The sequence below is a fragment of the Paraburkholderia sp. BL23I1N1 genome, assembly GCF_003610295.1.
GTDB lineage: Bacteria > Pseudomonadota > Gammaproteobacteria > Burkholderiales > Burkholderiaceae > Paraburkholderia.
Genome location: NZ_RAPV01000001.1, coordinates 5617344 through 5636910 on the forward strand (window position 1 = coordinate 5617344; position 19567 = coordinate 5636910).

Below are 19567 nucleotides of genomic sequence, written 5' to 3' on the forward strand. Positions count from 1 at the left end.
TCCCGGAGAGTCGCGCCCAGTAAGGCTTGCCGTTTCCGCGTCCGTTACGCCCAGCTGGATCTAGCAAACTATTGAAAAGTCACTGCTTTTCGGAGCGAAGCGCCAGATTTTGCACGAAAGGTACGACTACCCCAAGGACGTCATGCCGGGCGACGAGCTTTCTATCGCCTACGGACTCACGATCGATGAAGCGATGACTCCCGAACTGGTCGCCGACTATGCCTGCCACTGTGGGACGAAGCGGTGTACCGGTTCGATGCTGGCCCCGGTGAGCGGATATCAGGCGCGCCCGTGACAGAAGCATCCAGCTTTTCGTTCGAAAGGGATCGGCGCCGGACGGACGGGCCATGAAGCTGTGCCCCGTCCCGTCGCGCGCAGCCGTTACGTCATCTCTGCAAGCCCGGCGCGCCTTGCCAGCACCCCCGTCGACGGAGTAGGATTAAATCCTGTCAGCCTGGAGAGCGCCATGCGTACCACACAGCAGTTCAGCATTACCCTGCCCAACGAGATGGCCGAGCTCATCCGCACCAAGGTCGCCAGCGGCGAATACGCGTCTGAAAGCGAGGTGATCCGCGACGGGCTACGCACCCTGGCGGCCCGCGACAGGGCCATCGAGGCCTGGTTGCGTGACGAGGTGGTGCCTGCGGCCGAAGCGTTGCGCGCGGAGCCCGCGCGCGCGCTCACGCCCGAGCAGGTGCGCGCTCACCTGGCGAGGAAGCGTTCGGGCGCCGCATGAACTACCGGGTGCAGTTTGCCCCGGAAGCGCGGGACCAGCTTGAGGACATCGAAAGGTTTATCCGTGAAGCGGGTTCGCCCATCACGGCGGCCCAATATGTCGACGCCATCGTGAGTTTCTGCCTGCGCCTGCAGACGTTCCCTGAGCGCGGCGTGGCGCGCGATGATCTGTTGCCTGGCCTGCGCATGACCCACTACCGGCAGCGCGCCGTGATTGCTTACCTTGTGGATCACGAGGTGGTGTCAATCGTTGGCGTGTTCTACGGCGGACAGGCCTGGGGACCGTCTTTCGCGGACCCGACGGAGCACGACCACTGATGACGCGCCCGCACCGTGTCGCCGACGCGGGCGCTCGGCGCGCAATCGTCGGGTCAGTCGGTGAGCACGGCAGGAAATTGAGAAGCACGGTCAAATGGATTAATCTCGTCACCCTGACCAGCAAACTGTTCTGAATCCGACGGATGCAGCTCGACATTTTCAACGACAGCCGCGACGTGATGCTGCGCAACGATGTCCTGTCAGCGTTGCAGCAGTATGATGCGGCGGACGCGCGGCGCGCGCTGCGGGCCCTTGCGAACGAGTATCCGGACGACGTCGCCCAGGTGTATTTCGGGTCGATGGTCAATGCCCTCGAGGGTCGATCGACGGCACCGTTTTGCCGTCACGAAGCCGCCCTGCAGGCTTGCCAGGCGCTGTCTCACGAAGTCCAGCCCGCAGTCGCGCGCGCGTTCCCGGGGCAGAGCGGGGCGACCTGGCTCGCACCGCTCTGGGTAGAACTGGCCGGTCGCGCCGCTGCGCTGCCTTTCCGTGCGGAGCACGCAGATGCGCACGCGGCGCCGCTCTTCCTGCTTGCTGCGAGGTGGGCCGAGGCCTCTGATGCGATATCTCGCATCGCGTCCTGGCGACGGATTCCGGCGCCGCTGTGCTGGATGACGGAAGCACGTTACCGGCTCGATGGTCTGGACGCCGCCTGGCCGTTTCTGGTGGAACTTGCGTGGCTTTCGCCATCCCGGTTTGACCAGCTTTTGAGCCGGCTTGACGACGCGTGCGTCAACAGGTTGCGGCGCGCCTTCGATATGTCGTTTGAGGGCGCTGGCGACCTCGGCGATCTCGCATGGTTTCCGGCGTGGGTACTCACGGACAAGACCGGCCTCGCGCCGCTGTTCAAACGGGCGGAGCCTTCGCGACAGAATGCGCCCGAGCGGGCGGCGAAGGTGATGCTCGGGTTACTCAGCCTGGAGCGTCAGGGCCGGCATCACGAACTGCTGGAAACCCGGCGCGAACTGCAGGCGCTCAACGGGGCGCTGTACGCTGCCTACATGAAGACGCGCTGAGAAGGTCCACAGAACATGTCACGAACCGCTTCTCACAAATGGGTGTTCGCCGCGCGGTTCCGGCGTGGCGCCTTCGGCTGGAAATCCGCATTGCCGATCCAGCGTCTGAAGGAGGCCCTGACCGAAATCCGGCAGGTCGCCCGTGCAGATCCTGTTCTCGCGGCCGACGGCGCGGTCGCCCTGCTCGAAAAGCTTTCGCCGGCGCTCGAGCAGGTAGACAGTTCGTCGGGGGCGATTGGTACCGCTGTGAATCGCGCCATCGATGCGCTGGTGCCGGTCATCGCCGGGGTGGACGTGCCGGTTCCGGTCCGCACGCGTTGGCTGGAACGCCTGTTTGACGCGCTCCAGGACGACCGGATGCCGTATATCGAACAGCTGGGCGATCGCTGGGGCGAGCTTTGCGCCTCACTCACGATCGCGTCCGCATGGGCCGACCGGCTGTTGCCGGTGACTGCGCGTGTGATGGGCGCTGCAGGTCTGGGGGAGCATTTCGCGGGTACGACCGCCTGCCTCAGCGCACTGAATGCCGCCCGCCGCCATGAGGAACTACTCGCTCTTGTGAATGGCGCGCGCCTGAACTGGTGGGGGTATCGCCAGTACGGGGTAGATGCACTGATCGCATTAAATCGTTCGGCTGAAGCACTGCGTTATGCGGAAGCGTCGAGGGGGCTGAATGCGCCCACTGCCGCCATCGCCCGCAAATGCGAAGCGATCCTTCTGTCGAAGGGCATGACGGACGAGGCATATCGGCGCTACGCGATCGAGGCCAATCAGGCCACCACGCATCTCGCGACGTTCCGTGCCATCGCGAAAAAATATCCGGACAAGGGTTCCAGCAGCATTCTCCACGACCTGGTCGCGAGCAGTCCCGGCGCCGAGGGGAAATGGTTCGCCGCCGCGAAGGACGCCGGCCTTCTCGATCTGGCGGCGTCGCTCGCGATGCACGGCCCCGCCGACCCGCGAACCCTGACGCGGGCCGCACGCGATTTCGCCGTACAGGCGCCAGCGTTTGCGATGACTTGTGGTACGGCGGCGCTGCAGTGGATAGACGCAGGTTTTGGCTATGAAATCACCAGTGGCGATGTACTCGATGCCTATTCCTCGCTCTCACAGGCGGCGCTCGCGAGTGGCATGACGCGCGACGAGCTTAACCGGCAGTTGCGCAATCAGTTCGCAGCCAAGCCAGGGCATTCGGTTGTCGCCACGGTGCTGGCGCATCATTGGGTCGCATGACGTCGCGGTGCATCCAGGTCACCGGGAGCGCGGCTCACGCAAGACCTGTGGCCCGGCGTGCTGTCGTCAACGGGCGGGCCCGAGCCTGTGGGATGAGCGCCCGTTATGCCGCCGATGACTGAACTGAAGCGTAATGCGGTTGTTGCCGGCAGTTTTACGACAGACAGAAGTCTGTACAGGACTTGCATCATGAAAGAGTACAACCCCGGGTGCGCACCCGAACCTGAATCATGGCTCGAACTCGACGAACAGGAGCGAATTGCTCTTGTCGAAACGTATCACCGCGGCGCCCGGATCAAGCTTCCCAACGTCACGGCACACGCTGCGCTACACGCGATCGTCGAAAACCAGATTGCCCTGAACCTTGAGCCCGTGGTCCGGGCGATGGATCGCCTCGAGAAAGAAGGGCTTACGCGACACGACGCGGTTCACGCAATCGGCTCAGTCGTCGCAGAGCATCTGTTTGATATTTTGAAGACGAATCAGAACGACGATGCTGCGACTTCGCAGGCGCGTTATTACGCGGCGGTGGAGCGGTTGACCGCAGCAAGCTGGCACAGAGGAGAACACTGATGCCGATACCATCGAAACTTCAGCCGTGGTTTGAAGCGAGGCAGCGTTTCAGATTGAGCCATGCTCATATCTAGAAAAGCCGCGTACGCATCGAGCATCCGGACCTGCCCACCGATCGCGCGGCGGCCGCCGGCGAACCGGTCGCTATCCTGTGGAGGCGCGCCACCACGTCAGCGGGGCGACGCTCGACGCGCTGCAGTCGGTCGCCGCCGCCCGCGACGGACTGGGCCGCATCGAGGCGCCCCTTCGCGCCGCGGGTGGCCGCGCAGGTCGAGGTCGCCCCAGCGGATGCCTGCGCTGGCGAAACACGCGGGCCAGCACCGGCAGGATCTTCAGCGCCCAGCGATGCACGGTAGCGTGATCGACGGCTACACCCCGTTTGGCCATCATTTCTTCGAGCTGATGCAGGCTTAGCGGGTAGGCCGCATACCAGCGCACGCACACCAGCATGATATCCAGCGGGTAGTGAAGGCGCTTCAGAACCTTTCGAAGGTTCGATGTTTCGAGCTGCAGATGGACCGGTTTCATGGAGTCCAGCTTAACCGGACTGGCTTACTTCGACAGAGCCACGAAAGATTCGGTAAACGCTCGTCGGATGGATTTCGCGTCGACCCTTGCTGATTCCTGTCGATCGGCAGCATGTGCCACTGGCACTCAAGGTACAGCGCCTTCAGGATGTGGTTGAACAACAACCAACGGGGCAACTAGCGTCTATGACACACATTGACTGACATCCACAAATAACCGAGCTTGACTCTCGGGGAGTCCTTGCGAGCAAAATCAGCCGAAACCAGTTTCACAGAGACGAGGGGCGATGCTGTGGGCATCGGTCCGTCTTGTGTGGGTGCGCTGCCCCGCGGTCCGGTCATCCGCTGGTATATTCGGCGGAACAGACAAGACCGGAGAAGATGCGATGAATCTGGATGCGGCTAGCCGAAGCCGGGGCGTGGCGGTGCTGTTGACATTGTCCGGCGGATTTCTCGACGCATTTACCTATGTCGGTCACGGGGGCGTGTTTGCTAACACAATGACGGGGAATGTGGCACTGCTTGGTATCGAAGTCGCGGCCGGGAACTGGGCGCAAGCGACCCGTCACATCCCTCCACTAGTCGCGTTCGTGTTCGCGGTGTTCGTGGTTCACCTGTTGCGCCTGGACGCCGTCGCGCGTTCGATCCGGCGTCCTGCGCTCATCTGTCTGCTACTCGAGATCGTGTTCCTGGCCATCGCATCGAGTGGTCTGGTCGGGGCTTCGGAAGTCTGGCTTATTCCGGGCATTTCGTTCGTCGCCACGCTGCAGACCTTGTCGTTTACACATCTCGAGAATCTGACCTATACGTCGGTCATGACGACCGGGAATCTGCGACGGGCTGCGAAGAGGCTGCTGGAAGGCCTGATTCCAAGATACGACAGGACAGCGTTGCGGGATGCATCACTGCTCGGAATGGCCGGTTTCAGTTTTTTCGCGGGCGCGGTGCTCGGGGGCGTTTCCACCCGCGTGTTGCACAGCGGGGCGCTATGGATTTCGGTTCTGCTTCTCGTGGGCGCGCTAATGCGGATGGTCCAGCTGGTTGTCTGGCCGGGGTCCAAGACTGGGTCGGAAGCGCCGCGTGCATGAGGATAGCCAAAGTTAGCATCGCACCCTCTCGTTTACAAGCAGAAAATCGCAGCTTCATTCACAGACATGTGGGTAAACCTGAGCCCTCAGAGGTATCACTGCGTCTGCAGTTTGGAACGAGGTCTTTCCGGCTCAATCAGGCATCCTGTCAAAATCAACGCCCTCGATCATCTCCACTATTTTCTCTAGATCCGTCGTACGTCTCGCGGCTAACTGTGCGCAGCGCGTCGATCATGGGGTTGTCGAATTTGACATCCTGGGTGTGTGTTTCGTGCTGACTCTGAATGAATCACACGTACGGACGAGAAACGTGTTTTCGCCCCAACCGAACGTTCCGTACCGGTTCAGTTGCAAGCTGCCGTTTCTGCCGACATAGAGAATCGCGGCGGCTTTGGTCGTCTGCAGCGCAATAAAAAGAGAACCGCTGTGCGACGCCGGGGCCGGTGGGGACGTCGACGACCTTGGGAAGCGATTACGCGCCGGCCGGATTGCATGGTGCGATACGCGATCGTCAGCAGCCACGCCCAAAGTCATCCTGACGGCCGAATCCAGAGACCGGGACGAAAAGAACCCATGCGTTTGTCCATGACGGAACCCATCGCAATGACAGGCGGTACGAGCCGTTTGTTGCGGTGCTCGTCATGGATCGAGCCGCCTTGGTGGTCTTTGGCAGGCACTGCTTTCGTGGCCCACGAGCCGTCGATGCAGGTCCGATACCAACGATGCGATTGCCCAAGCGCGAAAGCGCTCCAGACAATGGCCGGCCCCGGCCGTCACGTCATCCGCGATTCTGGTTAATGCGCCTCGATAAATTGCACGATCTCGCCGCTATCGCGCTTGAGGTACAGGTCGTCGCCCTTGATGCGCACCTCGTTGCAGGCGTAGGGGATCTTGCTGCCCTTGCTGCAGACCTTGCCGTCCTGTGCTTTCCAGTCGCCGTGGTCTGCAAATCGAGCCGTTTGACGGCGCGTTGTTGCCGTGTTGCTGCCGGTGACAGTTAAACGCGCCAGGTGGCGCAAGAGCCGCACGTCATATTGCGGTTCTGTAGATGTTTCCACACACCCCGGCTCGGTCGATGGCTCTGCCGCGATAAGGATGGCAGGATGAGAAAGTCCCGATATGATAAGGATTACTTAGATGACCAGCGAATAGAATTGCTCGGCAGCAGTCAACTGGATCCCAGCGGGTTTCATCTGCCCCTTCCTGATCATATGCATCACTTCGGTGCCCGACAGGATGATCCGGGCGCAACGAAAATCCTTGAAGCCCATCATCGGTTTGACAATCCGTTTGATGGGGCGATGGTCCTGGTCGGGTAGCAGCAGTGCATTGCTGCGCTGCTGCCCCCTAAGAACCGTACGTGCGCCTTTAGGAGCATACGGCTCAAGCCTCTGCAAAGGCATCTGTCGACACCCGGTAGTACAACTTCATCTTCCGGCGTATTGCGGATTTCTACGGCAATTGAGATGGTGCACTTGAAGGTTGCTTGCTGCATCCGTCCCGCCATCAGTTTGCTTCACAATATGTGTAACATCCCAGCGGGTGTCCATTGTGATGGGCTGCTGACAGTTGGAACACATGCCATCTTGCCTTAGCCATACACGGTACAGCTTACGGCGACCTCGCGCTGAGTTCAGCATCTTCTGGCCCCATCGGGATTCGAAGTACGGCGCCCATTGCGGATCGTGCGGATTGGCTCCCGCTTTGATCTTGACATGCCGTTTTATTGGCGTGTCCGATTCCTTCAGCAAGGTGGCCTCTCTTGTCGTGCCATCCTCTTTTTGTTCTGTGGCGACAAATACCCAGTCCCGGAGGCCCTTGGCCTTGAAGTATTTGGCTTTTATCCATCGGGCGCCTTTTTTAGGGTGCCTTCTTGCCGCCCATCGCCATAGCATTGACCAGACCTCGTGATCAACCCGATTGAAGGCTTTCTTGGCGACTACATGGCTGTGGTAATTCGCCCATCCTCGTAAAACAGGATTGAGCAGCCTTATCAGGCTCGCCTGTTTAGCCGTCTTGTTGGCCCTGATGATTTCACGGACTTTGTCAAGATGTGCTTTGACGTTCGCTTTCGACGGTTTCATCAAGAGCTTGCCGTTGTACTTGCGAATGTTCCATCCGAGGAAATCAAACCCGTCCTTGATGTGCGTTATCCTGGTCTTTTCTGGCGATAAGACCAGCCCGCGTTCCGACAGAAATTCAGCGACTGCCGGCTTGACCTCATGTTCCAGCCACTCTTTCGAGTGACCGCTAATAATGAAATCGTCCGCGTAACGCACCATGTTCATTTTCAGTCCCCTCTGCTTCGCTCGCGGGAACTTTTCCGCTAGCATCGCTTCGAGGCCATCGAGCGTCATGTTGGCTGCCACCGGTGAAATAACGCCACCAACAACATAGCAAACTCGCGAGTAAGATGGGCTCTACGCATTTCAAGGGAGTGTCTGGCGCCGTGGTCCAGAGGATGTCCTGACGTCGATGCAGTGCTCGTCCTTGAGACCGTTGCTCCCGCTGACCGGGAGAGACATCAATGACACGAGGACGACGCAAGCACTGGCACGTGCGTCTCGCTTTCGAGCCGAACCGCTTCGCCCACGAACAGTTGCAGAAGACGTACGAGCAGCTCAGCCCGATACAGGCGCGCACCACGGCGCAGGCGCCGGTTGCGAAGCACGCCCCACGTAAACGCACGGCTACCACGCGGGGGAAACAATGAGCACCGCCGCAATGGTCGCGCTCTATGCGCGAGTATCCTCGGAACAGCAAAACAAACGCGGCACCATCGACAGCCAGATCGCGGCATTAAAGGAGCGCATTTCGGCTGACGGCGCGCAGATCGTCGAGGACATGTGTTTCGTCGACGCCGGCGTGAGTGGCGCGACGCTGATCAGGCCACAGCTGGAGCGACTCAGGGACTGTGCCGCGCTCGGTGCGATCGATCAGCTATACATCCTGTCACCAGACCGTCTGGCGCGCAAATATGCGCACCAGGCGCTGCTGATGGAAGAGTTCTCGGCCTGCGGCGTCCAGGTGGTGTTCCTCAATCACGCAATCGGTACGACGCCGGAAGAGTCGCTGCTATTGCAGATGCAGGGCATGATTGCGGAATACGAACGGGCGAAGATCGCCGAGCGTCACCGTCGTGGCAAGCTTCACGGCGCAAAACGCGGCAGCGTCAATGTGCTGTCCGGGGCACCCTACGGCTACCGCTACATTCGCCGGCAGCTCGACGGAACGCCGGCCCGGTACGTTATCGAATTGCCCCAGGCTGCAACGATCCGGGCGATCTTCCAGTGGGTGGGGATGGAGCGCCTGAGCATAGGGGAAGTGGTACGCCGCCTTACCGAATCGGGTACTGTGACGGCGTCGGGCAAGCCATACTGGGACCGCAGCGTAGTGTGGGGGATATTGCGTAACCCGGCGTACATGGGGCGGGCCGCGTTCGGCAAGACGCAGTCGCGCGATCACCTGCAGGTACGCGTGCGTGCCCAGCGCCACAGTGCCGACGTGCCCAGAAAGCAGCACTCGACAACACGCACTGACCCGCAGGACTGGATTGAGATTGCGGTGCCGGCCATCATCAGCGAGGCGCTGTTCCAGTCGGCTCAGGAACAGCTTGCCGAGAACCGCAAGCTGGCACGCCAGAGGCGTGATGGTGCGCCGCTACGCCTGCTGCAAGGGTTGACGGTTTGTGGCCAGTGCCGTTACGCCTATTACGCAAAGAAAGTGAGCAAGGCTGCGGCCAAGGGACATCAGCGTGACTACGCCTATTACCGCTGCGTTGGAACCGATGCCTACCGTTTCGGTGGCCACCGCATCTGTGACAATCTGCAGGTGCGAACGGATAGGCTCGATGATCTGGTATGGCAACAGGTCGTCGAATTGCTTAGACATCCAGAGCGACTGAAGAACGAATATGAACGTCGACTGAACATGATGGAGCGTGATGAAAAGGGCGGCTTCGACACGGCCAGCCTGGAAAAGCAGCGGCTTCAGCTGGACAAAGGCAAGTCCCGGCTGATCGACAGCTATGCTGACGGCATCATCGACAAGACGGACTTCGAGCCGAAGATGCAACAGTTGAAGAACCGGCTGGAACAGATTGACGGGCAGATCCAGGAATCCCGGCGCCATGCGGTGGTGCAAAGCGAGCTGTTCCTGGTCGTCAACCGGCTCGAGGAATTTGCAACTGCTGTCACCGAGAAACTGGATACGATCGATCTCGAAATGAAGCGCAAGATCGTATTGGGGCTGGTCAAGCGCGTCGAAATCCACAAGGATGAAATCGTCGTTGTGTTCAGCATCGACCCACAGCCGCAGGTTCTCGGCAGCGAGGATTCGAAGGATTCAGACGACGGAGTGAATAGTATGCAACATTGTACGAGGCGTAACCACTCCCCCTTGCGGGGTACCGCGATCCCGCTGCAAGCAAGTACCCTGTGCAGTTTCGAATGGTGCAGTCAGCCACCGCTCGATGTACATCAGGATCCAGTTCTCTTTGATGTGCTTGCGTACCGCTTTTAGCAAGAGGCCATGATCGATTTGATCAAAGGCCGCCTTGATATCAAACTCCACCAGCCAGTCGTACTTCCAGCACCTTTGTCGGGTGATAGCGACCGCCTGCCTGGCCGATTTCCCGGGCCGATAACCATACGAATCCGCATGGAATAACGGATCAAGAATCGGTTCAATGAGGAGCTTGACTGCAGTCTGCGCCACACGATCACTCACCGTGGGAATTCCCAACTTTCTCGTGCCACCCTTGGCCTTCGGAATTTCAACCTGCTTCACCGGTGGCGGGAAGTACGACCCCGATGACATCCGGTTCCACAGTTTGTACAGATTTCCCGAGAGATTCTGCTCGAACATGGCGATGGTTTCATCGTCCACGCCGGCAGCGCCACGGTTGGCTTTCACCAGTTGATATGCTTCCCACACCACACGCTTCGCAATGCAATAGGATTTTGTTGATGTCATGTCACTCATCCCCGCAGAACGGGTTGATGACCTTCGTCAACCGGATAACGCCGCCCCTTCGCTCCACCTTCGTTACAAAGGCTTCGTCACTACTACAAGCGGCTCCGCCCCTCGCTCCGGCATTGGTATTCATCCTCATGGTGTCTGCCATTTGTCTTTTCCCTTCACATCCAGAGCAAGGTTCTCACGTTCCATACCAGAGCCTGTGTTGAGCTCATGCCGCCTATACACCGACTGCCATCGGGTCCGTAAACAGGTGTCGTCCCGACTGATCCCAGAGTTACTTCACGACCCCGGTTTTGACAGTTCTTTAGAGCTAACGATGCGTCATCGGACGGTTTGCTTGCGCTCATCTTCTCAACACGTACCTGACATCTTCATGATGTCTTTTCCACAGTCGCTCACGACCACGTCTTTTGAACGCAGCCGCACCGGGCGGTTTGATATCTGCTCCTGCAAGCCGATTTCGGGAGGCCGACTCCCATCTCTGGTACAGCATCGCAGGCTTACGCCTGCGTTCGTGACACACTGAAGCCCGCTCCTGCAAGCCGATTTCGGGAGGCCTACTCCCATCTTCGGTACAGCACCACAAGCTTTCGCTTGTGTTCGTGACACACTCTCGTCCATGCGCCAGCTCCTGCCAACCGGGCGCTTTCGACGGCGAAACGCTTTCTCCAATACCGGCAGCAGCTTGATGGCCCAGCGGTGCACCGTCGAATGATCGACCGAAATACCGCGCTCAGCCATCATTTCCTCGATGTGCCGCAGGCTCAGCGGATAGGCCACGTACCAACGCACGCACGTCAGCATCACATCAAGCGGGTAATGGAGGCGTTTGAGCACTCGGGCCACCGCCGGATTCAACGTCGTCATCAAGCTTTCCGTGGTCTATATTGTTCCGCACATCATAGCGGACCGGCCTATTGCAACAAAACCTCGGTCTGTCGCCATGCACGAACTCCAAGGAAGGCGGGCAAGTCAGTGTAAATACAATTATGTACAAAATGTCCGAATATACAAGGCCGATTTCTGAAATATCATCGATTTAATACGGAAAAAATAGCATTATCTCTGGCACAGCGGATCGTAATACAAGGCGACGTCAGGCGTAATTGCATTTACACATTCGGCGTATTTGGCTTTACAGTGCTTGCGCTGTCATGGCTCCAGCGTCGCGATCAAACGCCCCAGTTCAAGCAGTTCTTCCACACGAAACAAGGCGCGTCCGGCGGCGACCACGTTGAATGGGTCCTCGCCGACGACGCTCGTCCAGCTGGCGGGCAGCGCCCGCAGTCGGCCATTCGCGTCGTGAAACCAAACCCTGTCCTCATGCCAGTTCTGGGCGTGAAGGACCAGTTCGAATTCTTGCAAATGAAGGGGATGGTACGGATGAGTTACCTGAAAACGTCGGCTTTCAACGTCACTCACGGGCGCAGTTGTCTGCGAACTCCAATGCTCCGATGGAAAGCTTCTGGGGCAGTCTAAAAAACGAACTGATACATCACCATCGCTACGCCACGCGTGCCGACGCGAAGGCGGCAATTCAGGAGTACATCGAAAGCTTTTATAACCGCCAACGGCGCCACTCGCGCCCAGGCAATGTTCCGCCCGCGTTGTTTGCCGAAGCGTTCAGCAAACAACAACAGGTGGCTTAAGAAAAGAGTGTCTGCTGTTGACAGTACACCTCACTTTCGCTCGCAGTTGAGCTGACGCGTACTACCGACGTCACAGCTCGGCAGATATCCAGAATCGTCACGGAAAGTGATCACGAATGGCCCCGTCGGAGGCCATATTGGAGCGTACGGTTGGTTACAGCAACAATCCGCCGCTCCGATCTTGTGAGCGGATAGTGACGAACGCAGTACGAGGGTCCGCTTCCGTTCTGGACGCCTCCTGCCCTGCAGAAACTCCGCCGCGCATAACCGCCGTCACGAAGCCTCAACCGCGAAAATACGGCGCCAACAATACATCGCAGCTGCCAGATAGAACATTGACCAGCAAAACGCATCGAGACCGAGCCGGATGCCCGTGACCTTGCCGCGACTCGTACTTTGTGGACTATTATGATCAAAGGTACTGTGCGTATCATTCGATGGTTGACGGAAAGCACTTCGCTCGACGTGCGCAAAGACGGGTACGTTGTCGGCCACACTTGCACACCGCCGCCCCGCCCGCAGTATCCGGCGAATTGAGGAGCATCCCTATGACGACTTGCAACGAACCGCATCATGCCCACCACGACCACCAGCATGGCGCCAACTGCGGCCATACTGCTATCAGGCACGGCAATCACGTCGATTATCTCCACGACGGTCACCTGCACCATCCGCATGGTGATCATGTAGACGAACACCGGCTGGAAGTGAGCGCGACCAATCCGGATAAATGTACCCCTGACTGCGGCGGCCATGAGTCGGGTCATATTCACGGTCCCGGCTGCGGCCATGAAGCGGTGCCGCACGGCGATCACGTCGACTATCTCGTCGACGGTCATCTCCATCATCCGCACGGCGACCACTGCGACGACCATGGCTCCGTCCAGCTGGTAAAGTCGGTCTGATCTGAAAATCTGCCCTGGCCGGCCGACTGTGCTAATCAACGCCGATCGGCCAGGGCCTATTTGCCGCTCGCGTGCGCCTGCATACCTGGACGCAGAGCCCAACCATGCAGCGGCCTGTCTATGCAAGACGTCTTCTGCTTACACCAAAGGCTTACGCATGCTTCATGCTGCTGCCTCGGTTCAGGCCGACCAACGCCGCACAGCAGGTGACCCGGCACTTCGCTGCGACAATGCGAAACAGGCCCGGCCGGAATACTGAGTGGGTTGCTCGTATCCACGACTCACCTGATGCCCTATCCCCGCTACGGCAGGTGTGGCCCCTGGCGCCTGGCTGAAGCAACCTTTGCCAAACCCCGACGGCCGTCCCTGGCGACAAGCCTCCCCAATGCATAGGAAATTGCACCGAACGCGCCGACGAAAAATCCCACGGGCCAGTTCGACTCGTACGAGAGAACAATCGCGGCCCATACCGTGACCAGCGAAATGCCCACCGACAGGAACATGGCAACAACCGGGCGGTCGCTCAGGGAGCGCGCGGCAGACGCGGGACCCACCATCAGACTGAACACCAGCAACGCCCCCACCACGGGCAACGCCACCGATGTTGAAAGCGCAAGTATCGCCAGAAACCACAACTCAATCCGTTTGCTCGATACGCCCCTGGCCTCCCCGAGTTCAGGTGACACGGCGGTCAGCAGAAGCGGACGAAACATCAGTGCGATAAGCGCGACCGACATAGCACTCATGATCGCGATCGGGGCAAGATCACTGTTGCTGACGCCCAGCACTTCTCCAAAGAGCAGCGCATAAACCTCCTGCGAGTACTCGCTTGTCATGCTCAGGAACAGTGCCCCCAACCCGAGCAGCGTGACGAGACAAAGTGCCGTGGCAACTTCAGGCCGCCCCCTGCGGCTGATCTGGCTGATCCCGATAACGCCGATGACGGAGAAGGCGATCAGACCGAACAGCGGGTTGACACCGATAAGGCTTGCGGCCGCAGCGCCAGGAAAGGTTCCAAGCGGCAACGTGTGCGCGGCAAACGTTGCCCCCCGAACCACGACAAAGAAGCCGACACAACCGGCAACGACCGCAATGATGGTCGCGACGACCCACGTGTTGATCATGAAACTGGAGAACATCGTCAGACCTCATCCAGCCGTTGGTCCCGGATCAATGCGCGAGCGCCCGAACCGGTCTCCCGGCCACGTCCGGTGCGACCCGTCGCGACATACATCAGGAAAATCAGTGTGGCCACAAAAAAGCTCACCGGCCAGCCATGGCCCGGTGTCCAGTAATAACTGTCATACGCGAGAAGTATGCCGCCCCATGTGGCGCCCACGCCTATCAGCGCCGCAATGAGCACCGCCCATGCGGGCCGCTTCGCCAGACGCAGCGCAATTGCAGCCGGCCCGATCAGCAGCGCCGTGGACAGGATTGCACCAACGGTAATCGCCGTAAGCGACACGGCCAGTGCCAGAACCAGCAGGTGCAGCAGCCCGATCAGACGTGTCTGCACCCCTCGCACCGCAGCGAGGTCGGGGTCGAGTGAACTGAGGAGTAGCGGTCGATAAATCATCCCCATCGTGACGAGTGCACCGGCGCCGACCACAAGAGCAAGAGGAACAATGGAGGCAGGAATGGCGAACATCGAGCCAAACATGATTGTGATGGCCGCCCCTGTCGTACTGCCCGACGTGACGTCCATGTACAGCAGCAGGGCGGCCAGGCCGAGTCCTGCGCCCAGCACCACCCCCGTTACAAGGTCACGTTCGCGGGCGCGTCGCACGTGGACCATTTCCATTCCGCCCGCGGCGAGAAGAGCCATGATCAGAAAGCCGAGCAGCGGATTGATCCCCAGGAGAAATGAGGCTGCGCCACCCGCGCTACTGACATCGGCGAGCGCGTGGCCAGCAAAAGACTGGCCTCGCATGACCGTGAACACGCCGACTACGCCAGATACGAGCGCGGCCCCGCCACCGACCACCATGGCGGTGCGGACCGGCTCGTTCGTGAAAAACCCAGACGCGAAGATCATTGCAGACGAAAAATCCATCATGGTTTACGGGATCTGCAACGCGTGAGCGGGTTCCCGCTCACGTGCCGCGCGTATCTCGTCCGCGCTGTCCGCGGCGATCACGAGCACCCTGCCATGAACGCGGATGACATCGATGTGGTAGCCGTACAGCCGGGTCAGGACCTCGCTTCGCACGACTTCGTCCGCCCGGCCGCTGACGGCGCGCCCATGGGCGAGATAGACGATGCGATCCATCACGGGCAGCAAGGGATTCATGTCGTGTGCGGACAGCAGCACCGTGATTCCCTGTTCGATCGACAGACGTCGCAGCAGGGCGACAATGCTGGCAACGCTGCCGATATCGAGATTCGCAAGCGGCTCATCGAGCAGCAGCAATCTGGGTCGCCGGATCAAGGCATGCGCGATCAGGATCCGCTGTTGCTGGCCACCGGAGAGCTCACCGATCCGCCGGTCCGCGAAGTGTTCTGCATCCACCGCCTCGAGCATTTCGTCGACCGCCGCCCGGCGCTTTTTCGACGGCATGGGCAGCCCCAGCCTCTGGCCGTCAAGGCCCAGGGCGACCATGTCCCGCCCACGTAGAGGAAGATACGGGTCGAGCATGATTTTCTGCGGCACGTAGCCTGACGACCCGAGGCCCGATTGCCCGTTGATCCTGACACTGCCGGCCGCGGTCTTCTGAAAACCGAGGACGGTTCGCAGCAACGTCGTCTTGCCCGAACCGTTCGCGCCGATCAAGCCGCAGAACTCGCCCGCGTCCAGTTTGAACTCGACGTCATGAAGGACGCTGTGTCCCGGAAACGAGACACTCACCCGGTCAACAGCAAGCACCTCGCGTAGCTTTTGCATACCGCTCATTTCCCCGCGTGCAGCGTTTCGGTCGAGGTCTTGTCGGCCACTGCACGGCGCAAGGCGGTGACCTCAGCCAGCATCCACGACTGGTAGTTGAAGCCCGAGGTCGGCATCGTTTCGTAAACGCCTACGACCGGGATGCCATTCTCCCTAGCGAGCTTGAGGAACGACTGCGTAAGCGCGTCCGTGACCTGCTGGTTGTAGACGAATACCTTGACCCTGTGGTCCGTGAACAGCTTGTTCTGCGTGCTCACGTCCTGCGGCGACGGGTCCGTGCCGTTCATGATTGCGGCCTCGAGGCTAAAGGGCGTGGCGATGTCCGTGCCGGCTGCCTGAAGCATGTAGTCTCCCACCGGCTCGGTGACCGCGACGGACGTCTTGCCGTAATGTGCCTTGAACGACTCGATCTCCTTCAACCAGGGCTTGAGCGACGCGTCAAACTTCTTCGCATTGTTCTGGAAATATTCAGCCTGCGCGGGTTGCAGCGCGGCCAGGTCGGCGGCAATCGCTTTCGCCACGGCCGGCATGGTCTTCGGGTCGTACCAGAGGTGCGGATTTCGTGTGCTATCCGGCAAGCCGAGCAGATGTTGCACGTCGATGACCTTGCGTTTGCCGTTCGGCGAGGCCGCAATGATCTTGTCGGCCCAGGCGTCATAACCAACGCCATTCTTGACGATCAGATCGGCCGAGGCGATCTGCGATGCGACCTTGGGGTTGGCCTCGAACGTATGCGGGTCAGTATTCGGATCGGTTTCGATTGCCGTGACTTGAACATACTTGCCGCCAATCTGCGAGATCACATCGGCATATTCGTTTTCGATACCGATCGTGTTGATCACGCCCGATGCCGACGATGCCGCAACGGCGTTCCCACAGGGCAAGGCCGTCAGTACGAACGTCGCGAAAAGGGCAAGCCAGGCGCCACGCCAGACTGGCCGGGGCAAGGATGCGTACCGTCGTGCAGTGGATCGCGAGCGCACGTTAATCGGGTTGCGAGGCAACACGTTGAAATCTGTCATTTGAATACCCTGTCGCGGTCATTGAAAACAGAAGAAAGGCCTTCTATAAATTTCGCCCGTCTCGCCCTGTCAGCTGATGGGTCTGCGGGCCGGCCACGGTTCGGACAACCGCCGCGCACTCGATCCGATCGGGCAATCGGCATTGCGTATGTGCGGCTTCGAAAATGAACGATTTTGAAAGCTCATGCATCGCCAGATGATTTGACGCTAGAGCCGGTTGTGCAATTGTCCAGCCCGGTTTTGAAGAGGTCGGCTGGCAGGTGTTTGCCGATAAATACAATTTTCGTTTCCCGCACTTCGTCGTCGCGCCAGGGTTTGCCGACGGTAGCGGCGAAGATCATGTGCACGCCCTGAAAAACCATGCGGTTGTCCACGCTGGCCAGATTCAGCACGCCCTTGTAACGCAGCATTGCAGTGCCGTATATCTCCACGATCGAGCTAAAAAAGTCCTCGAGCCGGTCCGTATCGAGCGGGACAGCCGAGCGGTAAACAAACGACGACACGTCATCGTCATGTTCGTGCTGCACGTCTTCAAGAAAATCTGGTTCGATCTCAAGAATCGCATCGAGATCGAAACTGCGGATATCGAGCAGTTTGTTGATATCCGTCCTGCCGAAATCTGAACGCTCAATGGGCGCGCGCGCGTTCATCTGACGAAGGCGGGCGGTAATGGCCTCTACATGGTCGGCTGTGACCAGGTCGGTCTTCGACAGGAGGATACGGTCTGCGAAACCGACCTGTTCCTGCGCTTCATGATGTTCGTCGAGCTGCGCACTCCCGTGTCTGGCATCGACTACCGTGACGATAGCGTCGAGCAGGTACTTCTCCTGCACCGCTTGGTCGACGAAGAAGGTCTGCGCTACGGGAGCGGGATCGGCAAGTCCGGTCGTCTCGATGATGACCCGGTCGAAATCGAGCTCGCCTGCGTCACGTCGCTCGGCTAGCGACGCCAGAATCCGCACGAGATCGCCGCGTACCGTGCAGCAGATGCAGCCATTGTTCATCTCGACGATCTGCTCTTTGCCGTCCTGCACAAGCAGTTCGTTGTCGATGCCGGCTTCACCGAATTCGTTTTCGATCACGGCGATGCGTCCGCCGTGATGCTCGGTCAGAACACGATTGAGCAGTGTAGTCTTGCCGCTTCCAAGGAAGCCGGTAAGAATCGTAGTGGGGATACGGTTGGAATGTGCATCAGGCGAACTCACGATCGTGTCTCTCCGAAAAGGTAGAGGGTGTGCCTCCTGTGAAGACCAGGACGTTCAGGCAGTATCGACAGCGTCGCCGCCAGGCGACGGCGACGTGGAGAATGCGCCGTGTGCGGCTCAAGCTTCGCACTCCCGCGTGGGAAACGTCGCGTCATGGATCCGGGCCCCGGATCAGTCACCGTCCACCTGGCTGGTTGCGATCGGACCTTCCATTGACCACGCGGGAAACGGATCCACATAGTGTTCCCAGACCGCCGGGCCCGAGCCCATCTCAGCGTTCGTCAGAAGACACGCATCAAACCCCGCACGCAAAGCAGCTTCATCGATGCCGGTGCCGATGAGCACCAGTTCCTGCTGGCGATCACCAAATGGTGCGGACCAGCGCTGCGCGATCATTGCCTGGCTTTCGGCATCCTGAGGCCAGCGGCCTCGAGGCACCGCGGCCCACCATCTGCCAGCCAGAGCGTGCCGCGAAATCGCTCCCGCCTGCGACCAGTTGCCAACGAGGTCATGGCGCGAAGCGAGCCAGAAATAACCTTTTGACCGCACGACGCCCAGCCATTCCGCCTGTATCCAGTTCCAGAACCGCTCGGGATGGAACGGTCTGCGCGCCCGATACGCGAAACTCGTGATGCCGTATTCATCGCTTTCGGGAATCCGTTCGCCGCGCATTTCCTTAAGCCATCCGGGAGCCTGGGAAGCGGCTTCGAAGTCAAAGCGCCCTGTGCCCATAACCGTCCCGAGCGGCACCTGCCCGAAGGACGAGGTCACGATTTCCGCCCGACTATTAAGGCTACGCAGTACACCCTTCAATTGTGTCAATTCGTCCGGCATGACGAGATCGGTCTTGTTGAGGAGGATCACGTCGGCGAATTCAATCTGTTCGGTGATGAGATCCACGACGGTGCGCCCGTCTTCCTCTCCCATCGTTTCGCCGCGCTCATGCAGGCGGTCGTGTGAACTGTAGTCACGCACGAAGTTGTACGCGTCCACGACGGTTACCATGGTGTCCAGTCGCGCCACGTCGGACAGGCTCAGGCCCGTCTCATCACGGAACGTGAACGTCTCGGCAACCGGAAGCGGTTCCGATATGCCCGTCGACTCAATCAGCAGATAGTCGAACCGCCCTTCACCGGCCAGTTTCCGTATCTCGACCAGCAGATCCTCCCGCAGGGTGCAGCAGATACAGCCGTTGCTCATTTCGACCAGCCGCTCCTCGGAGCGCGACAGCTGCGCACCACCGTCGCGTATCAGGCGCGCATCGATGCTCACCTCGGACATGTCGTTGACGATGACGGCCACGCGTCTGCCCTCGCGGTTATTGAGCACGTGATTGAGCAGCGTCGTCTTGCCTGCACCGAGAAATCCCGAAAGGACAGTGACCGGAAGCTTGTTCATGGTTACTCAGGCTGTTATCTTGACTGTTATGTTATAT

The 19567-nt window shown here is 59.6% G+C and carries 19 protein-coding genes and 6 pseudogenes; 11 read left to right on the plus strand and 14 right to left on the minus strand.

All coding sequences use genetic code 11. The features are described 5' to 3' along the window. Positions 1-109 precede the first annotated feature (109 nt). The 6 genes from B0G76_RS26195 to B0G76_RS26220 all read left to right on the plus strand — a co-directional run bounded on the left by B0G76_RS26195 (position 110) and on the right by B0G76_RS26220 (position 3875). Positions 110-295 (plus strand): hypothetical protein, encoded by a 186-nt coding sequence (locus tag B0G76_RS26195; RefSeq protein ID WP_183082146.1) that lies wholly within the window; start codon positions 110-112, stop codon positions 293-295. Between the two features lie 171 nt (positions 296-466). Continuing rightward, positions 467-736 carry a type II toxin-antitoxin system ParD family antitoxin gene (locus tag B0G76_RS26200; protein ID WP_120295082.1) on the plus strand — a complete coding sequence of 90 codons (270 nt, stop codon included), beginning with the start codon at positions 467-469 and terminating at the stop codon, positions 734-736. Next, positions 733-1053 carry a type II toxin-antitoxin system RelE/ParE family toxin gene (locus B0G76_RS26205; protein WP_120295083.1) on the plus strand — a complete coding sequence of 107 codons (321 nt, stop codon included), beginning with the start codon at positions 733-735 and terminating at the stop codon, positions 1051-1053. The genes B0G76_RS26200 and B0G76_RS26205 overlap by 4 nt, the downstream gene beginning before the upstream one ends. Before the next feature lie 179 nt (positions 1054-1232). Continuing rightward, positions 1233-2069, plus strand: coding sequence for a hypothetical protein (locus B0G76_RS26210; RefSeq protein WP_259460731.1), 837 nt, complete (start codon positions 1233-1235; stop codon positions 2067-2069). A gap of 15 nt (positions 2070-2084) precedes the next feature. Then, a complete protein-coding gene (locus B0G76_RS26215; protein WP_120295085.1) occupies positions 2085-3302 on the plus strand; it encodes a hypothetical protein in 1218 nt (405 codons plus the stop codon). 105 nt (positions 3303-3407) lie between these two features. Next, positions 3408-3875: a hypothetical protein gene (locus B0G76_RS26220; protein ID WP_259460732.1), complete on the plus strand. Its 468-nt coding sequence runs from the start codon at positions 3408-3410 to the stop codon at positions 3873-3875. 276 nt (positions 3876-4151) lie between these two features. Here the strand turns inward: B0G76_RS26220 and B0G76_RS26230 are convergent. Beyond that, positions 4152-4403, minus strand: a pseudogene (locus tag B0G76_RS26230) (IS6 family transposase); the annotation flags it as partial. A gap of 385 nt (positions 4404-4788) precedes the next feature. Between B0G76_RS26230 and B0G76_RS26235 the strand changes: the two are divergent. Further along, positions 4789-5490, plus strand: coding sequence for a YoaK family protein (locus B0G76_RS26235; RefSeq protein ID WP_120295087.1), 702 nt, complete (start codon positions 4789-4791; stop codon positions 5488-5490). 794 nt (positions 5491-6284) lie between these two features. On the opposite strand, the gene B0G76_RS26240 is transcribed toward B0G76_RS26235, so the two are convergent. The 4 genes and pseudogenes from B0G76_RS26240 to B0G76_RS44115 form a co-directional block, all read right to left on the minus strand. Then, positions 6285-6548 (minus strand): hypothetical protein, encoded by a 264-nt coding sequence (locus B0G76_RS26240; protein WP_147394086.1) that lies wholly within the window; start codon positions 6546-6548, stop codon positions 6285-6287. A gap of 75 nt (positions 6549-6623) precedes the next feature. Next, positions 6624-6803 (minus strand): annotated as a pseudogene (locus B0G76_RS26245) (DDE-type integrase/transposase/recombinase); the annotation flags it as partial. A 114-nt stretch (positions 6804-6917) separates the two neighbouring features. Further along, positions 6918-7574, minus strand: a complete 657-nt coding sequence (locus B0G76_RS26250; protein ID WP_259460869.1) for a group II intron maturase-specific domain-containing protein — start codon at positions 7572-7574, stop codon at positions 6918-6920. A gap of 36 nt (positions 7575-7610) precedes the next feature. Continuing rightward, positions 7611-7880: pseudogene (locus B0G76_RS44115) on the minus strand (reverse transcriptase domain-containing protein); the annotation flags it as partial. A 137-nt stretch (positions 7881-8017) separates the two neighbouring features. Between B0G76_RS44115 and B0G76_RS42545 the strand changes: the two are divergent. Continuing rightward, positions 8018-8203 carry a hypothetical protein gene (locus tag B0G76_RS42545; RefSeq protein ID WP_147394087.1) on the plus strand — a complete coding sequence of 62 codons (186 nt, stop codon included), beginning with the start codon at positions 8018-8020 and terminating at the stop codon, positions 8201-8203. After that, the gene (locus tag B0G76_RS26260) at positions 8200-10011 is read left to right on the plus strand and encodes a recombinase family protein (protein WP_259460733.1); all 1812 of its coding nucleotides are present in this window, start codon (positions 8200-8202) and stop codon (positions 10009-10011) included. The genes B0G76_RS42545 and B0G76_RS26260 overlap by 4 nt, the downstream gene beginning before the upstream one ends. Here the strand turns inward: B0G76_RS26260 and B0G76_RS44120 are convergent. The 3 genes and pseudogenes from B0G76_RS44120 to B0G76_RS26275 all read right to left on the minus strand — a co-directional run. After that, positions 9907-10473, minus strand: a pseudogene (locus B0G76_RS44120) (reverse transcriptase domain-containing protein); the annotation flags it as partial. The gene B0G76_RS26260 and the pseudogene B0G76_RS44120 sit on opposite strands and share 105 nt — an antisense overlap. Positions 10474-11058: 585 nt before the next feature. Further along, a pseudogene (locus tag B0G76_RS26270) lies at positions 11059-11337 on the minus strand (IS6 family transposase); the annotation flags it as partial. 285 nt (positions 11338-11622) lie between these two features. Continuing rightward, complete coding sequence (locus B0G76_RS26275) at positions 11623-11892, minus strand: DUF5372 family protein (protein ID WP_120295091.1); 270 nt, start codon at positions 11890-11892, stop codon at positions 11623-11625. 23 nt (positions 11893-11915) lie between these two features. Between B0G76_RS26275 and B0G76_RS26280 the strand changes: the two are divergent. Further along, positions 11916-12119: pseudogene (locus B0G76_RS26280) on the plus strand (IS3 family transposase); the annotation flags it as partial. A 548-nt stretch (positions 12120-12667) separates the two neighbouring features. Then, on the plus strand, positions 12668-13024 hold the full coding sequence (locus B0G76_RS26285; RefSeq protein ID WP_120295092.1) for a hypothetical protein: 357 nt from the start codon (positions 12668-12670) through the stop codon (positions 13022-13024). Positions 13025-13326: 302 nt separating this feature from the next. On the opposite strand, the gene B0G76_RS26290 is transcribed toward B0G76_RS26285, so the two are convergent. From B0G76_RS26290 to zigA, 6 genes are all read right to left on the minus strand, one after another. Then, the gene (locus B0G76_RS26290; protein WP_120295093.1) at positions 13327-14163 is read right to left on the minus strand and encodes a metal ABC transporter permease; all 837 of its coding nucleotides are present in this window, start codon (positions 14161-14163) and stop codon (positions 13327-13329) included. A gap of 2 nt (positions 14164-14165) precedes the next feature. Further along, a complete protein-coding gene (locus tag B0G76_RS26295) occupies positions 14166-15080 on the minus strand; it encodes a metal ABC transporter permease (RefSeq protein ID WP_259460734.1) in 915 nt (304 codons plus the stop codon). A 3-nt stretch (positions 15081-15083) separates the two neighbouring features. After that, positions 15084-15905, minus strand: coding sequence for a metal ABC transporter ATP-binding protein (locus B0G76_RS26300; protein WP_220700777.1), 822 nt, complete (start codon positions 15903-15905; stop codon positions 15084-15086). Positions 15906-15910: 5 nt separating this feature from the next. Then, positions 15911-16852: a metal ABC transporter solute-binding protein, Zn/Mn family gene (locus B0G76_RS26305; protein WP_259460735.1), complete on the minus strand. Its 942-nt coding sequence runs from the start codon at positions 16850-16852 to the stop codon at positions 15911-15913. Positions 16853-17109: 257 nt separating this feature from the next. Continuing rightward, positions 17110-18132, minus strand: coding sequence for a GTP-binding protein (locus B0G76_RS26310; protein WP_120295097.1), 1023 nt, complete (start codon positions 18130-18132; stop codon positions 17110-17112). Between the two features lie 171 nt (positions 18133-18303). After that, positions 18304-19530, minus strand: coding sequence for a zinc metallochaperone GTPase ZigA (zigA, locus tag B0G76_RS26315; protein ID WP_120295098.1), 1227 nt, complete (start codon positions 19528-19530; stop codon positions 18304-18306). Positions 19531-19567 lie beyond the last annotated feature (37 nt).

What these genes read in the sequence shown, in the direction of transcription:
- B0G76_RS26200 (WP_120295082.1), top strand. Translation starts at nt 467, where the DNA reads ATGCGTACCACACAGCAGTTCAGCATTACCCTGCCCAACGAGATGGCC.
- B0G76_RS26205 (WP_120295083.1), top strand. Translation starts at nt 733, where the DNA reads ATGAACTACCGGGTGCAGTTTGCCCCGGAAGCGCGGGACCAGCTTGAG.
- B0G76_RS26210 (WP_259460731.1), top strand. Translation starts at nt 1,233, where the DNA reads ATGCTGCGCAACGATGTCCTGTCAGCGTTGCAGCAGTATGATGCGGCG.
- B0G76_RS26215 (WP_120295085.1), top strand. Translation starts at nt 2,085, where the DNA reads ATGTCACGAACCGCTTCTCACAAATGGGTGTTCGCCGCGCGGTTCCGG.
- B0G76_RS26220 (WP_259460732.1), top strand. Translation starts at nt 3,408, where the DNA reads ATGCCGCCGATGACTGAACTGAAGCGTAATGCGGTTGTTGCCGGCAGT.
- B0G76_RS26235 (WP_120295087.1), top strand. Translation starts at nt 4,789, where the DNA reads ATGAATCTGGATGCGGCTAGCCGAAGCCGGGGCGTGGCGGTGCTGTTG.
- B0G76_RS26250 (WP_259460869.1), bottom strand. Translation starts at nt 7,574, where the DNA reads ATGAAACCGTCGAAAGCGAACGTCAAAGCACATCTTGACAAAGTCCGT.
- B0G76_RS42545 (WP_147394087.1), top strand. Translation starts at nt 8,018, where the DNA reads ATGACACGAGGACGACGCAAGCACTGGCACGTGCGTCTCGCTTTCGAG.
- B0G76_RS26260 (WP_259460733.1), top strand. Translation starts at nt 8,200, where the DNA reads ATGAGCACCGCCGCAATGGTCGCGCTCTATGCGCGAGTATCCTCGGAA.
- B0G76_RS26285 (WP_120295092.1), top strand. Translation starts at nt 12,668, where the DNA reads ATGACGACTTGCAACGAACCGCATCATGCCCACCACGACCACCAGCAT.
- B0G76_RS26290 (WP_120295093.1), bottom strand. Translation starts at nt 14,163, where the DNA reads ATGTTCTCCAGTTTCATGATCAACACGTGGGTCGTCGCGACCATCATT.
- B0G76_RS26295 (WP_259460734.1), bottom strand. Translation starts at nt 15,080, where the DNA reads ATGATGGATTTTTCGTCTGCAATGATCTTCGCGTCTGGGTTTTTCACG.
- B0G76_RS26300 (WP_220700777.1), bottom strand. Translation starts at nt 15,905, where the DNA reads ATGCAAAAGCTACGCGAGGTGCTTGCTGTTGACCGGGTGAGTGTCTCG.
- zigA (WP_120295098.1), bottom strand. Translation starts at nt 19,530, where the DNA reads ATGAACAAGCTTCCGGTCACTGTCCTTTCGGGATTTCTCGGTGCAGGC.